Origin of the sequence: Nakamurella antarctica (assembly GCF_003860405.1) — a bacterium.
GTDB lineage: Bacteria > Actinomycetota > Actinomycetes > Mycobacteriales > Nakamurellaceae > Nakamurella > Nakamurella antarctica.
This window is the reverse complement of record NZ_CP034170.1, coordinates 2,003,256-2,017,919: the sequence shown is the minus strand read 5'-3', so window position 1 is coordinate 2,017,919 and position 14,664 is coordinate 2,003,256. Positions and strand designations below refer to the sequence as shown.

Annotated in this window: 13 protein-coding genes; 8 read left to right on the top strand and 5 right to left on the bottom strand. The window is 61.3% G+C overall.

Annotation, left to right across the window (positions count from 1 at the left end):
* Positions 1-19 precede the first annotated feature (19 nt).
* From kdpC to EH165_RS08825, 4 genes are read left to right on the top strand one after another with little or no spacing between them, the layout of a single operon-like run.
* Positions 20-628 carry a potassium-transporting ATPase subunit KdpC gene (kdpC, locus tag EH165_RS15785; RefSeq protein ID WP_206425873.1) on the top strand — a complete coding sequence of 203 codons (609 nt, stop codon included), beginning with the start codon at positions 20-22 and terminating at the stop codon, positions 626-628.
* Between the two features lie 3 nt (positions 629-631).
* Positions 632-3,241 carry a sensor histidine kinase gene (locus EH165_RS08835; protein WP_206425872.1) on the top strand — a complete coding sequence of 870 codons (2,610 nt, stop codon included), beginning with the start codon at positions 632-634 and terminating at the stop codon, positions 3,239-3,241.
* Complete coding sequence (locus tag EH165_RS08830) at positions 3,238-3,936, top strand: response regulator (protein ID WP_124799136.1); 699 nt, start codon at positions 3,238-3,240, stop codon at positions 3,934-3,936. The genes EH165_RS08835 and EH165_RS08830 overlap by 4 nt, the downstream gene beginning before the upstream one ends.
* A gap of 60 nt (positions 3,937-3,996) precedes the next feature.
* A complete protein-coding gene (locus tag EH165_RS08825; RefSeq protein ID WP_124799135.1) occupies positions 3,997-4,605 on the top strand; it encodes a pentapeptide repeat-containing protein in 609 nt (202 codons plus the stop codon).
* A gap of 45 nt (positions 4,606-4,650) precedes the next feature.
* Here EH165_RS08825 and EH165_RS08820 read toward each other — a convergent pair whose 3' ends face one another.
* Positions 4,651-5,124: an Lrp/AsnC family transcriptional regulator gene (locus EH165_RS08820; RefSeq protein WP_124799134.1), complete on the bottom strand. Its 474-nt coding sequence runs from the start codon at positions 5,122-5,124 to the stop codon at positions 4,651-4,653.
* Positions 5,125-5,283: 159 nt separating this feature from the next.
* Here EH165_RS08820 and EH165_RS08815 point away from each other — a divergent pair, with 159 nt between their 5' ends.
* Positions 5,284-5,913 (top strand): YitT family protein, encoded by a 630-nt coding sequence (locus EH165_RS08815; protein WP_422392147.1) that lies wholly within the window; start codon positions 5,284-5,286, stop codon positions 5,911-5,913.
* Positions 5,914-5,982: 69 nt separating this feature from the next.
* Here the strand turns inward: EH165_RS08815 and EH165_RS08810 are convergent, their stop codons facing one another.
* Positions 5,983-6,534: a CGNR zinc finger domain-containing protein gene (locus EH165_RS08810; RefSeq protein ID WP_124799132.1), complete on the bottom strand. Its 552-nt coding sequence runs from the start codon at positions 6,532-6,534 to the stop codon at positions 5,983-5,985.
* Positions 6,535-6,606: 72 nt separating this feature from the next.
* Here EH165_RS08810 and EH165_RS08805 point away from each other — a divergent pair, with 72 nt between their 5' ends.
* The 3 genes from EH165_RS08805 to EH165_RS08795 are packed head-to-tail and all read left to right on the top strand — an operon-like array spanning position 6,607 to position 9,637.
* Positions 6,607-7,614, top strand: coding sequence for an EamA family transporter (locus tag EH165_RS08805; RefSeq protein ID WP_124799131.1), 1,008 nt, complete (start codon positions 6,607-6,609; stop codon positions 7,612-7,614).
* Between the two features lie 9 nt (positions 7,615-7,623).
* Entirely contained in the window at positions 7,624-8,223 is a 600-nt protein-coding gene (locus EH165_RS08800; RefSeq protein WP_124799130.1) for a GNAT family N-acetyltransferase, read from the top strand.
* A 43-nt stretch (positions 8,224-8,266) separates the two neighbouring features.
* Entirely contained in the window at positions 8,267-9,637 is a 1,371-nt protein-coding gene (locus EH165_RS08795) for an aspartate aminotransferase family protein (RefSeq protein WP_124799129.1), read from the top strand.
* Positions 9,638-9,704: 67 nt separating this feature from the next.
* Here the strand turns inward: EH165_RS08795 and EH165_RS08790 are convergent, their stop codons facing one another.
* From EH165_RS08790 to EH165_RS08780, 3 genes are all read right to left on the bottom strand, one after another.
* Positions 9,705-10,763 carry an NAD(P)-dependent alcohol dehydrogenase gene (locus tag EH165_RS08790; RefSeq protein ID WP_124799128.1) on the bottom strand — a complete coding sequence of 353 codons (1,059 nt, stop codon included), beginning with the start codon at positions 10,761-10,763 and terminating at the stop codon, positions 9,705-9,707.
* A 144-nt stretch (positions 10,764-10,907) separates the two neighbouring features.
* On the bottom strand, positions 10,908-12,896 hold the full coding sequence (locus EH165_RS08785; protein ID WP_124799127.1) for an alpha-amylase family protein: 1,989 nt from the start codon (positions 12,894-12,896) through the stop codon (positions 10,908-10,910).
* A gap of 165 nt (positions 12,897-13,061) precedes the next feature.
* Positions 13,062-14,528, bottom strand: a complete 1,467-nt coding sequence (locus tag EH165_RS08780; protein ID WP_124799126.1) for an MFS transporter — start codon at positions 14,526-14,528, stop codon at positions 13,062-13,064.
* Positions 14,529-14,664 lie beyond the last annotated feature (136 nt).

Sequence of the window (14,664 nt, the reverse complement as noted above, 5' to 3'; positions counted from 1 at the left end):
AAAAAGAGAGCTGACTTAGATGAGTAGATTTCAGGCTTCGGTGCGGCCCTACGGGGTTGCGCTGCGCGCCATGCTGGTGTTGACCGTGGGATTGGGCTTGCTCTATCCGCTGGTAATCCTCGGCATTGGACAAACGCTGTTTAACAAAACAGCGAACGGATCGTTGGTCACCGTTGGGGATAGGGCAGTGGGCTCTTCCCTGATCGGGCAGTCCTTTTCGGACACCGATGGCAATCCACTACCCCAGTTTTTCCAGCCGCGGCCCTCGGCTGCCGGGAATGGCTACGACAGTTCTGCTTCGGGGGGCAGTAACTTCGGGCCGGAAAATGCCGATTTGATCGCTGCCATTACCAAGCGTAAGGCAGAGATCGCCGCCTTCAATAACGTCGACCCGGCCTCGATTCCGGCCGATGCGCTGACGGCTTCCTCCTCCGGATTGGACCCTGACATCAGCAAGGAATATGCGCTGCTGCAAGCAAATCGGGTGGCCGCTGCTCGGGGAATCCCGCTGGCCCAAATGCAAGCGCTCGTCACCGATCACATCGCGAGCCGTAACCTGGGGTTTCTGGGTGAGGAGACTGTCAATGTGCTGGAACTTAATATCGCGCTTGAGCAAATCGGCGGGTAGTCAATGAAACGCGGTCAGCTGCGGGTTCTGCTCGGAGCTGCGCCCGGGGTCGGCAAAACCTACACCATGCTCGAAGATGGCAAACGGCTGCTCGCCGAAGGCAGGGACGTGGTCGTCGCGGTTGTGGAAACCCACGGCCGCGCCGGCACGACTGCGGTGCTCGAAGGCCTAGAGATCGTGCCCCGCATGGTGGTGTCCCACCGCGGCGTCGAGCTTGCTGAGATGGATTTGGCCGCGGTTATCGCACGCAAGCCTGATATTGCTCTCGTTGATGAACTCGCTCATACCAACGCACCCGGCTCTGATCACGAGAAGCGCTGGCAGGACGTGAATTCTCTGCTCGACGCCGGTATTGACGTAGTGTCCACCGTCAACATTCAGCACATCGAGTCGCTCAACGATGTGGTGCGCAAGATTACCGGTGTCCCGCAACGAGAAACAGTGCCAGACACGGTGTTGCGTGCCGCAGACCAGATCGAGGTGGTGGACCTTGCGCCGGCTGCGCTGCGCACCAGGTTGGCGGACGGACACGTCTATCCCGCGCTGCGGGTTGATGCTGCCTTGTCCAATTACTTCCGCTTGGGCAATCTGACCGCGCTGCGCGAACTTGCCCTGCTCTGGCTGGCCGACGAAGTTGATAGCGCGCTCAAGACCTATCGCCAGGAAAAAGGCATCAACAGCCAGTGGGATACCAGGGAGCGCGTGGTCGTTGCGCTGACCGGTGGCCCGGAGGGCGAAACCCTGCTGCGCCGCGCCGCACGGATCGCTGCACGTTCGGCGGGCGGCGAGGTGCTTGCTGTGCATATCTCCACCCAGGATGGACTGCGCGATTCCCACCCGGGTGCGTTGGTAGCGCAGCGAACCCTGATCGAGACTCTTGGCGGGACCTACCACCAGGTAGTCGGTGAGGACGTTCCGTCCGCTTTGGTGGAGTTCGCGCGTTCAGTCAACGCCACGCAGCTGGTGATTGGGGTGAGCCGGCGGAGCAGGTTGGCGGCTGCGCTATCCGGTCCCGGTATCGGCGCGACAGTGGTGCGCGAATCGGGCGATATTGATGTCCACATCGTCACACACGCAGCGGCGGGCGGGCGGTTCACCTTGCCAAGCGCCGCCGGTGCGCTATCGGTTCGGCGCAGGATCTGGGGCTTTGCCCTCGCTATTTTAGGTGGGCCGCTCGTGACGTGGCTCCTAGCGGCGCTCCGCTCCAAAGAATCCATCACCAGCGACGTCCTGACCTACCAGCTCTTAGTAGTCGCAGTAGCGCTGGTGGGCGGCATCTGGCCGGCGCTCTGGGCCGCGGTGCTCTCGGGCCTCACGCTGGACTTCTTCTTCGTTGAGCCGTTGCACACGATCACCGTCGACGAGCCGCTGCATCTGCTCGCTCTGTTTCTCTACATCGTCAATGCGGTGTTGGTCAGCTACGTGGTCGACCAAGCCGCTCGGCGCGCCCGCGCGGCACAGCGCGCCGCTGCTGAATCTGAAATGCTCGCCACGGTAGTGGGAAGTGTGCTGCGCGGGCAGGATGCCCTGCAGGCGTTGGTATCTCGGACGCGGGAGGCATTCGGCCTCTCTGCCGTCTGCCTGATTTCGAGCGCGGGAGTGGTGGTCTCCTCGGACGGCGAAATCGCGCCGGATGATCAAGTCACCAGCATTCCGGTGGGAACCAGAGCCACGTTGGAGCTCCACGGCCCAGATCTAGCCGCATACGAACGAAGACTCCTGGTGGTGATCGCGACTCAGTTCGAGGTAGTCCTCGAGCACGGTGATCTGACCGAAACAGCTAGCGCCGTGGGGCCTCTGGCGCAGGCGGACAAGGTTCGTAGTGCATTACTCGCGGCAGTGGGCCACGACCTGCGTCGTCCATTGACTGCAGCGACGGCAGCTGTGAGCGGACTCAGGTCAACCGATGGGCAGCTCAGCCCAGCCGATCGCACCGAGCTGCTCGCCACGGCGGATGAGAGTCTTCAGACGCTGGCGGCGTTGGTAACAAATCTGTTGGACGTCAGCAGGTTGCAGGCGGGGGTGCTCGGTGTGCACCTGGCAGAAGTTGATGTGGTTGACGTGATCTTGCCGGCGCTGGACGAGTTGGGACTTGGCCCGGCCGAAGTCGAATTCGACCTCGCCGAAGTGCCTCTCGTGACGGCGGATTTTGTCCTACTGGAGCGGGTGGTGGTAAATCTTTTGGCCAATGCGGTGCGATTTGCGCCCGCCAACACGTTGGTTCTGATTTCCACCAGCCATTTCGCCAACGTGGTCGAGATCCGCGTGGTGGACCACGGTCCGGGGATCCCCACTGATCGCAAGGATGAGGTTTTCGTGCCGTTCCAACGCCTGGGTGATACCGACAACCTCACCGGCCTCGGCCTGGGCCTGGCACTTTCCAAAGGTTTCGTAGAGGGGATGAACGGGACTTTGCAGGTCGAAGACACCCCCGGGGGCGGCCTGACGATGGTGGTTGCGTTGCCAGTTCACCAGCCCGTCGCAACAGGAGAAGATGCCTCGCTGGGTGATGCGCCGACCGGCACAACGACGCAGGCCCCTTCGCTCCCCGGCGAAACGGCGAGGGAACCGTTGCCGCAACTCGAACCCGCGACGAGCGACGTGAACCGATGAATATCTTGATCGCCGATGACGACCCACAAATTTTGCGTGCTCTTCGAGTAACGCTGGGAGCGAGAGGGTATCGGATCATTACCGCACCCGACGGGGCGAGCGCCATCGAGGCAGCGATGAAGCATCACCCTGACCTGGTGATGCTTGACCTGGGGATGCCCAAAGTGGATGGAATAGGTGTGATTACCGCGTTGCGCGGGTGGACCCAGGCGCCAATTCTGGTAGTTTCCGGCCGGACGGGCGCCGCAGACAAGGTGGAGGCGTTGGATGCTGGCGCGGATGACTATGTCACCAAACCGTTTTCGATCGAAGAACTATTGGCGAGAATCCGAGCGCTGACCCGCCGCGTGCCGAACAAGGAGAGCGAACCCGTCATCACCTTTGGCCAGGTAACGGTGGACCTCTCCGCAAAGCAGATTCACAAAGGAGCTGAGTCGGTGCGGCTCACACCCACCGAGTGGCAGATCCTGGAGTTCCTGTTGCGACACCCGGGCAAATTGGTGACGCGCCAATCCTTGCTGACATCGGTGTGGGGACCGAATCACACCTCCGATACCGGGTATCTCCGACTGTATTTGGCGCAGCTGCGAAAAAAACTGGAGCCAGAACCGGCCAAGCCCCGGTATCTGATCACCGAAGCTGGCATGGGATATCGGTTTCTGCCCGACGGTGACCAATCGGCAGAAAGTAAGTAGCGCAACCACGCACCGGTAGGTTAGGTGGCCGAGCCTGTAACCAGGGGAGGGAGAAATTCAATGAAACTTACCGACACACAGTACGAGCAGGAGGATTTCGTCGAGGTTGATCTGCGTGGGCAGGACCTTGACGGGATCACCTTCGTCAATTGCGACTTCTCTGGTGCCACCTTCGCGGGGCTGGCAATGTCGCGGTCCAGTTTCGAGCACTGCACGTTCACCTCGGCCGAATTGCACGGCACTTCCCACCAGGGGTCGTCATTTGTTGCATGCACATTTAAGTTTTCCAGTTGGCACGGCGCGGCGCTCACCGATTGCCGGCTGTCCGGCAGCAGCTTCAGCTCCTGCCGCCTCACCCCTTGGACACTGACCGGGTGTGACCTGAGCATGACATCTTTTGCAGGCGAGAAGCTTTCCGGTACCAATCTGTCGGGGATGCGGTTGCGGGAGGCAAACCTGACGGCCACTTCGATGGCCGGATGCAACCTGCAAGGGGCGGATCTGCGCGGCGCGCGGACTACCGATGCAAATCTGCACGGGGCGGATCTGCGCGGAGCACAGGTAGATGCCTCGCTCTGGGTCGGAGCCAAGCTCACCGATGCCATCATCGATTTAGAACAGGCTATGTTGTTCAGCGCCGCCCACGCGCTGATCGTCCGAGAGCTTTAGCGCCGCCTCACTGTCGACTGCTTGACGCACCCGCTGGCCGCCCGCTCACTGGCCGTTGGCCGCCGACCGCAGCAGCGCGCTGATCCGAAGGGGCATGGTCTCGATCAAGGAGACCGTCGTGTTGGTCCGGACGATGCCTTCGATTGTCAGTATGGCGTTGGTAATCCGGTGGAGATCTTGGGTGTCTCGAGCCACCACTTTGACCAGAAAGTCGGCGTCACCCGTGGTGGAGTGGATTTCAATGACTTCGGGATGAAGCCGAAGGCCTGCCAGCGCCACATCCGGTCTGGTCTGGCTAATCGCCACGGAAACAAACGCCATCAATCCGTACCCCAGGGCGGCCGGATCTAATCGTCGACTGAATTCCTTGATAGCCCCGGATTCGGTGAGCCTTGCCAGCCGAGCGTGCGCGGTGTTGCGGGCGACACCCAGGGTGCGCGCAAGGGAGAGAATAGTGGCGTTCGGGTCCTCGTCCAGCGCTAACAAAAGACGGGCATCAAGGGAGTCGACTGTAGGCATAGTATGCATTTTGACACGATTTGGCCCACTATTGCGTCATCATGCTCAATAGAAGCTCCTTGTGTTGCGCGGCACTGGATTGTGCGAGCAAGGTGGTGACATGTCCATTTTCCTCCAGGGCGCTGCGTCGTGACGAATCAGGCCCCGTCGAAAGGTGCTGTGCGCTCAGCTATTGCGAGCACGAGCATTGTTGCTGCCCCGCCGCACAGCGGGGTGGACGACGTTTTGGGGGTGCTGACCGGGACACTTATCGCCTCATTTGGTCTTTTTTTGCTCAAGACCAGCTCAGCCGTCACCGGCGGCACGGCTGGCCTGTCCCTTTTACTCAGCTACGCCTCTCCCATCTCGTTCTCAGTGCTGTTCTTCGTCGTAAATGTGCCCTTCTTTGCTCTCGCGCTGTGGAAGAAAGGGTGGAATTTCACCCTGCGCTCGGTGATTGCGGTCGCATTGGTCTCCGCGTTCTCCGCGCTCCACCCAAGGATGATCGGCGACGTGGCAATCAATCCCGTCTACGGTGTGCTGTTTGGCAATTTGCTGGCGGGCGTCGGAATCTTGATTCTGTTCAGACACAAGGCCAGTCTCGGCGGCTTCAACATTTTGGTACTGCTCGTCCAGGAGCGATTGGGCTGGCGAGCCGGGTATGTGCAGATGGGCCTGGACGTGGTGGTGGTGCTCGCAGCGCTGAGCGTGGTTTCCACACGGGAGGTCGCTCTTTCTGCGGCAGGCGCACTGGTGCTCAACTTCGTCCTAGCGCTCAATCACCGGCCGGGTCGGTACTCCGCTAGCTAAATTGGCCGGTCGAAAACCGTTGTCGTGTAGGCACATTTCAGAGATTTGCTCGCCCGCGGTGGTGAGCTCTCAGGGAGCACTCTGCCGCTCGCGATAGGCAATCATATTTACTCGATTACTGCATCGAACGCTGCAAAAGCGCTTGGAGGAGTTTCGGGAGAGATCTACCAGCAACCCGGCGCAGTCTGAAGCTGCGCAGATCCGCAGGCGGTCTGTGGCATCGGCTCGGATGACGTCGATGAAGGCCAGCGCGGCCTCCACCCGGATGCGCTCCGCGAGTGGGGCATCTGAGCCCGTGGCGTGCAGGTGCCAGTCGAGTCCGTCATGGCGTGCGAGCTGCGGCAGGAAGGTGACCGCCGCCAAGATCTTGTTGATCCGAGTAGCGAGTACGTCTCGCTCCATCGCCCACAGCACGCGAATCTCATCACGAACACGAGCGACGTCTGCCAGCTCGCGATCGTCACAGTCGATCCGGCCCGTGTATCGGTGGATCCGGACCAACTCTTGAAGCTGGGCGGCCGAAGTCAGTTCGTCCAACCCCGATTTTGACCCTGCGGGGTCCGTATTGCAGAAGGCAACATCAAAATCCAGGACGTCGATAGTGTCAGGGGCAAACTGCAAGTTGACTCCTTACGGTGGTGAACCTAAGGTCATGGGTAATCCACCCATTAGACCATCACAAGGAAAGGCGCCATGACCCCTCGCCCGCTGTTCGCCGGACAAATGCTTGCCATCGTGGCTGCCGTGTCCTTCGGCTTATCCGGCCCCTTTATCAAGCCGGTGCTGGAATCTGGCTGGACGCCCGCGGCTGCAGTCACGGTGCGGGCCCTCATCGGTGGACTGGTTTTGGCTCCGTTCGCCGCGATGTCTGTGCGCGGGAAGTGGCGAGTGCTCTGGGATAGTCGCTGGCGGATCTTGGGCATGGCAGGGATAGGCGTGGCGGGAACTCAGTTGCTTTACTTCGCTGCGGTACAGCGGATTCCGGTCGGTACTGCGATCCTCATTGAATACCTGGCCCCGCTTTTGTTGGTGGCGATAGCGTGGATCGCGACTCGGCGTACTCCCCGTGCGGTGGTGCTTGGCGGATCCGTCATTGCGTTGGCAGGACTGCTGATGGTCATCTCTCCCGACGGCTCGACCAGGCTGGACATCCTCGGCCTCATCTTTGCCGTCGGCGCGATGGTGGGGTGCGCGATGTACTACCTCATCGCCGCGCGGCCTCCTCGGGGACTGCCCTCGGTGGCGCTCGCAGCGTCCGGGCTGCTCATCGGGGCGGTCCTGCTGGGCGCCGCCGGCCTTGCCGGTGTTCTACCGTTTCGTTTTTCGACGGAAAACGTCATGCTGCTAGGCACATCTCGACCCTGGTGGGTCCCTATGCTGGTGGTCGGAGTGTTGGCGACCGCACTGGCCTACGCAGCCAGCGTCATGGCAACCGAGCGTCTGGGATCGCGCCTCGCTTCTTTCTTGGGACTCCTTGAGGTTGCTGCCGCAGCGGTGGTCGCATGGATCTTGCTCGGAGAATCGCTCACCGTGTTTCAGATCGCCGGTGGCGTGCTGATCCTGCTCGGTATTGGATGTGTGCGTTCGGATCGGTCGGAGGAGCTTGCGGGTCAACTGGATATCGGCGAACCTGAAGTCGAGGGCGGGACGATCACCTCTGCTCCAAGGCGGGCGAAAGCCGCAGATCCTGCTGGCCTCTAAAGTATGGCCATGAACTTCCTTGCACCGCTGACGCTGACCGGCAACCTCGTGACCCTGGAGCCGTTGCAGGCCAGCCATTGTGAAGGGTTGGAAGCTGCGGCCGCTGACGGGGAACTCTGGAAACTGTCCTACACTTCCGTGCCGGCGCCTGGAGCGATGGCGGCAGAGATTGACCGCCGCCTTGCCCTGCAGGCGGCTGGTTCGATGCTGCCGTTCGCGGCCCGCCACGCTGTATCCGGGCGCCTGATCGGCATGACGACGTACATGAACGCCGATCCGGTGAATCGTCGGTTGGAGATCGGCTCGACCTGGAATGCCGCGTCCGTGCACAGATCTGGCACCAACGCCGAAAGCAAATTGTTGTTGCTCAGCCACGCTTTTGATCAGCTTGAGTGCATAGCGGTGGAGTTCCGAACACACTGGCTTAATCAGCAGTCCAGGGGTGCGATTTTGCGCTTGGGTGCCAAACAGGACGGGGTGCTCCGCAGCCACGTCATCTCGCCCGATGGAACGCTGCGAGACACGGTGGTGTTTTCCATTCTCGGTATCGAATGGCCGGCGATCCGCAACGAATTGCTCCGCCGCCTCGCTGCGCGTGGGGCAGGATAGTTGTGAGATAGACATGGTCAACGCTTCTATCTACATTGACCACATGACTCTCACCGAATCAGCTCCCGGTTATCAGAAACTGACGGGCCACCCCACCGCTCTGAATTCCTCGGCTGAAACCTCGCAGTTCTGGGCAGACGCCGACCGTCACCTGATTCGCTACGGCGCCTCCTTCAGCCCGGAGATCATTAGCCGCGCCGCCGGAAGTTATCTTTTCACGGAGAGCGGAAGGAAGATTCTGGACTTCACGTCGGGTCAGATGAGCGCGATTCTGGGGCATTCCCACCCGGACATTGTCGCCACCGTTCAACACTGGATTGCCACACTTGACCACCTGTTTTCCGGCATGCTTTCCAGGCCGGTGGTTGACCTTGCTCGCAGGCTCGCGGAGTCCTTGCCGGACCCCCTGGAAAAGGTGTTGCTGCTGACTACGGGAGCGGAGTCGAACGAGGCGGCTCTGCGGCTGGCCAAGCTGGTGACGGGCAAGTTCGAAACCGTGTCGTTTAGCACGTCGTGGCATGGGATGACGGCGGGCGCAGCGAGCGCGACCTACAGTTCCGGCAGATATGGCTACGGTCCGGCGGCGCCGGGTAATTTTGCCATCCCTACCCCGAATCCTTACCGGCCAGATTTCGTCACAGATGGAGTCTTCGACTGGCGCAAGCAGCTCGACCATTCGTTCGCATTGATCGACGCGCAATCGGTGGGCAGTTTGGCTGCCTGCATCGTGGAGCCCATCCTCAGCTCTGCTGGAATCATCGAGCCACCCGTGGGCTACTTGACCGCGCTGAAGACCAAGTGCAGGGAGCGGGGGATGCTGCTGATTCTGGACGAAGCCCAAACGGGATTGTGTCGGACCGGCGACTGGTACGCGTTTCAGAAAGAGAATGTGGTGCCCGACATCCTCACGCTTTCAAAGACTCTCGGCGCGGGTCTGCCGTTGGCCGCCGTCATTACCAGCGCGGAAATCGAACAAACGGCGAAGGACCGCGGCTTTCTCTTCTTTACAACCCACGTTTCCGATCCGCTCGTGGCGGCCGTAGGAAATACGGTGCTCGACGTGCTACAGCGCGAGAACATGGTCGACCAGGTGCGGGTAAAGGGAGACTACCTGCGAGCTGGACTTCTTGAGATTCAAAGCAGGCACAGTGTTGTGGGTGATGTACGTGGCCGCGGGTTGCTCCAGGGAGTGCAGCTGGTGGTGGATCGCGAGACCAAAGTGGGCTCCGACGTTCTCGGCGCCGATGTCACCAGGCGCTGCCTTGATTTAGGACTGCACATGAACGTGGTGCAGTTGAAGGGTATGGGCGGCACCTTCCGAATAGCTCCGGCGCTGACGAGCACGACGGCGGAACTTCAGCTTGGCCTCGAGATCCTCGATCAAGCCATCGGCGAAGCGTCTGCGGCGCACTAGCTGGCGCCACCGTGCCGTCAACTGGATCTGACGGCACGGTGGCACAGCGCCACTCCTGCAACGAATGTCAGGAAGTCGCGGGGGCATGCAAGGTGGCGATGTCAATGACGAAGCGGAAGCGAACGTCACTAGCCAAGACTCGCTTGTAAGCCTCGTTCACTTCGTCGATACCGATCACCTCGATATCGGCGCCGAAACCGTGCTTGGCGCAGAAGTCCAACATTTCTTGGGTCTCCCTAATGCCTCCGATCATCGAACCCGCCAAGCTGCGGCGACCACCGACGAGCGAAAACGTCTGGTAGCTAGCTGGTTCGGTAGGCAAGCCGACGTTGACCAAGGTGCCGTTCAGACGGAGCAAGCTCAGGTAGGCATCCATGTTCAAGTTGGCCGAAACCGTGTTGATGATCAGGTCGAACTGGTTGCGCAGGTCTTTGAACGTCTGCTCGTCGCTGGTCGCGTAGTAATGATCGGCGCCCAACCGTTTGCCGTCAGCAGCCTTGCTGAGGGTCTGGCTCAAAACGGTGACCTCGGCGCCCATTGCGTGCGCAATTTTGACGCCCATATGGCCCAGACCGCCCAGCCCGATAATGGCCACACGCTTGCCCGGGCCCGCCTGCCAGTGCTTCAACGGGGAATAGAGAGTGATTCCAGCGCAGAGCAACGGTGCCGCAGCATCGAGCGCCACTGCTTCGGGGATGCCAAGCACGTAGTTCTCGTTAACGACCACCTGGGTGCTGTAGCCGCCGTAGGTGATCTCGCCGTCATATCCGCGGCCGTTGTAGGTGCCAACGTTGCCCTTGAGGCAGTACTGCTCTTCGCCTGCCACGCAGTTCTCGCACTCGCGGCAGGAGTCGACGAAGCAGCCGACGCCGACGCGATCGCCGACCTGATACCGGCTGACTTCCGCGCCGATAGCGCTGACGGTGCCAGCAATTTCATGACCCGGAACCATCGGGAAATTGCCAGCGCCCCATTCGCTCCGCGCCTGGTGGATGTCGGAATGGCAGACGCCACTGAAGGCAATATCGATGACGACGTCGTGGGCGCCGGGTTCCCGGCGCTCAATGGTCGATCGCTTCAAGTCTTGATCGGCGCCAGCGGTGGCAAGGGCAGGAACGGTGGGCACAAGTACTCCTTCATAAATCGGACGGTTTCCACGCGGGGATTACGGCAGGAGGCAGGTTCAGCTGATTCGCGACTGCATCCCCGGCGGGTGCGGAACTTCCCGCGTTTCAAGAGTACTCACGAGCTCACTCCCCGGCTGCTGCACTCACTGAGAACTGCCGATCACCCATCGGAACCCATAGGGCGGTAGCCACAGGTTGTCGTCCTCTGATAGCTCGAGCGTTGCTCCGCTAGTCAGATCCGTGCCCGCCAGTACCCCCAAGCGGGACAAAGCGGAGCCCGGGTAAGGCCGCCATGAATTGCTGAAGTTGTGGAGGCCGACCAGAGGGCCGATGGGGTGTACCCGCAACACCGCAAGGATGCCTTCGTCATGGATTTCGGCAATTTCTGGCGCGATAGAAGCATGAAAATGCGGGTGTGCACGGCGCACCTGCTGCAGGCGGGTGAGCGCCGAAAACATCTGCTGCTGTGGTGAACCCGCCCGGTGCCGCGCTTCGGCGAGGCGCCAATCCATCCGCGGGCGATGCGCCCACCGATTGTCCGCCTCGTGGCCGGGCTCGGCCGCCCACTGCGGATCGTTCATCATCGCGAGTTCGTCACCCATCCAGATGACGGGAATGCCGCCCCACCCCATCACCAGTGCGTAGCCCAAAATCAGGCGCGCAATGGCGGTGTCCGCAGCTTCGTCGTCGCCCCGGCGCAGGGCAGACTCCAGACCCGCAAGGCTTGCTGCAGTGCCGCTGATCCGGCGATCCCCGGTCTCCGGGTTGCTTTGGAACACCACACCGGAAGCGGGCGAATTCCAGTAATGCCCGCTGTAATAATCGGAGAGGAAGGTTCGGTGTGCCCAGCCGCTCAGTCCGACGCTTTCGGCGTCGGCATCGTCGATGGCCCATCCGATGTCGTCGTGGCAGCGCACATAGGTGATCCACGCCGTCGTGCTGGGGATCGGCGGTAGTGCGCGCAGGGAAGCCGCGGCCAAACTAACTTCGCCAGCAGCGAGCATCGACCAGATCTGGACCATCAAAACGTTGTGATAGGCGAGATCGCTGACCTTGCCGTAGTGCTCACCGGTACCCAAGTACTGCACCAGATCAGCCGGGGCGACGATGGCCTCTGCTTTGAAAGCGATTGCGGGGCAGGCAATCCGCGCCACAGCTCGCAGGGCCTGCGTGATGTCGTGCACCTCGACTTGGTTTTGCGAGTTGGTACCCAGGCGTTTCCACATGAAGGCAATGGCGTCCATCCGCAGTACCTCGACGCCAAGATTGGCTAAATACAAGATGATCTCGGCGTATTCGAACAGGACGTCGGGATTGGACCAATTCACATCCCACTGGAATGAGTTGAAGGTTGTCCACACCCAGCCTTTGAGATCTTCGTCCCACGTAAAGTTCCCCGGTGCGAAATCGGGGAATACCTCGGGGAGCGTCTCCTCGAAGGCATCAACTTCTTCACGGGTGTCGAGGATGTAGAAGTAGTTTCGATATTTAACCTCGCCGCGGCGGGCTGCGACGGCCCATTCATGTTCCCTGGCAACGTGGTTGAGTACCAAGTCCAGTACCAAGCTCATCCCGGACGAGCGGAGTGCGGCCGTGAGGTGCTCCAAATCCTCGTTGGTGCCTAAGTCGGCGCGGACACGTCGATAATCGGCCACGGCGTAGCCGCCATCGGAATCACCCTCGCGCGGCGTCAGTAAAGGCATCAGATGCAGGTAGGTGACTCCTAGCTCCTGCAAGTACTCCAGCTTTCCCTCTACGCCGGCGAGGTCCTGAGCAAACCGCTCGGCATAGGCCGCGTACCCCAGCATCGACGGATCCTCAAACCAGTCGGGGCTCAACGTTCGCACCAAGTCGAGATGGCGTAAATCCGGATGCCGATCTGCGAAAGCCCGGGCAGCTGCGCGGACCAAGCGCAGGCCCAGATCAGCGGCGACTTCTGCGGGATACAGGCGTTGCAACGACCTGTCGAGATCCGGCCACCACTTGGCTACCCGGACGTCAAATACTTCACGGTCGGACTCTGAGCAGTTGCGCAGCTCAGCACGTCCAGCTGTCCGCGCCTTCTGAGCGGCACTGGCTCGCGCCGTGTCTGCCCCTGCTAGCGGCGACGTTGCACCCAGAGTGCTTGACATGACGAACCTTTCGCGTTGAACCTGCGCTGTCAATGCTGATGCATCGGGAGCGTTAGTTGTTATTGCTGTACCCAAACAGTAGGCCGGGCGAACGCGGGCGTGGCGCGAGTAGGTTGTGGAGATCTGATATCGAAAACAAGTGGCATAACCCCACATTGCTGCGAATTAGCGCGTAGCGGCCTCGGAGGCGATGGCGGTAGCGACATCGCGCGGGTAACTACGGCGCGCTGATACTAGAAGTAGACCGCCGGCTATCAGGATGACCAGCAGCATCACGATGAGAGCCCGGGTGAGTCCGGCGGCGCCGCCGCCTTGGGTGTCGGCCGCATCTTGCGCCCTACCAGCCGGACTCAGGAGAACCGAGAGCCAACCGAACACCAGCGGCGCCGACGATTTGAAAAGCGTCTGAATGAAGGTCCGAACGCTCTCGGCGCGGCCCCACAAGCGAGAGTGCATGATGTCGAGGCGCGCAGCATCCAGTGGGGGATTGGTGCCGCCAATGGCGGCCGCGCCGATCAACAGAATCGGCCACGCGAGCAGGAACGCGGAGATTAAGAGACCAGGCAAGACGAATGCCACCGCAACAAGACATGCGATCCCGGCAACGAGCGGCCGAGCTGCGATTGCGCCGCGTGCTATGAAGCGATCAGACAGCGGGCCGGTCACCAAAGTCCCGACCACCACGGCGATCCCGACCGTCATGAGCAACAAAGTTGCGACGCCTTGGGTGAAGTCGAACCTGCCCCGGAGCCAGACCACGATAAATGCTTGCAACCCGGCCACGTAGTAGTAGGCCAGCGCCGAAGCGATGATGATCAGGACGTTCGTCCGAATGGAGAGAACGTAGCGAAGGGCCCAGCGGAAGGATTCGTGCGTCGGGTCGTGACTCAGCACCAGCTTCTTGTGGGGAGGGACTCCGGCGTCAACCACCAGCCTGGTCAGGGTCGGTGAACCTTGATCAGCCTTGATTTCAGGGTGACTATCCGTGGACACCGGATCGGCACCTACGGGGTCCATTCCGCCCCGCCGAGGTTCGGGGAGATGACGGGCGAGGGCGTACGCCAACACCGGTCCGGGAAGTGCCAGCACCCAGAACGACCCCCGCCAGGACCACCAGGCTGCCATCTCTCCGGCCAGTACAAGCCCCGTGGCTGCGCCGAGGAACTCGCCCGCCAAGATGAGGCCGTACACCCGGCCACGAGACGCGGCTGGGAAGAGATCGCCTGTTAACGAGGCGACTACCGGTGTGGCGGCGCCGATCCCTGCTCCCAGCGCCACTTGGGCGATCAGCAGGGTCACGTAGTTCGGAGCGAAACCGGCGACCACGATTGACGCCGACCAGCTCAGCACGCACAGAGTGAGCAAACGCACGCGTGTCGTCCGGTCAGCGAGCATCCCGAATGGCAGCGTGGTGGCTGCGCCTACCAGGCTTGCAGCGGTAATCAACAGACCCACCGCAGTGTTGTCGACGCCGAGCGCCACCTTGAGATCGGGAGCTACGGCGCCCACGATCGTTTGATCGCCCGCGGCCAGCGCGAGCGCCCCGGACAGTAGGCCGACGGTGCGCAGCTGGCTCCGGCCGCCAGCGGCATCTACAAGCCGATCGAAAGGGCGGGGTCCTCGGCTGGTCATTGGTTCCTCTTAGAGTGTGTTCCGTCAGCGGGGCGCGGGAGTCCCGCCCAGATAGTTTCCGGACGCGCCGCGCGCGCTGCTCTGAGTGCGCGGGACGATACAGGCGTTTCCACTTGGACGAAGATAGCTGCTTGGT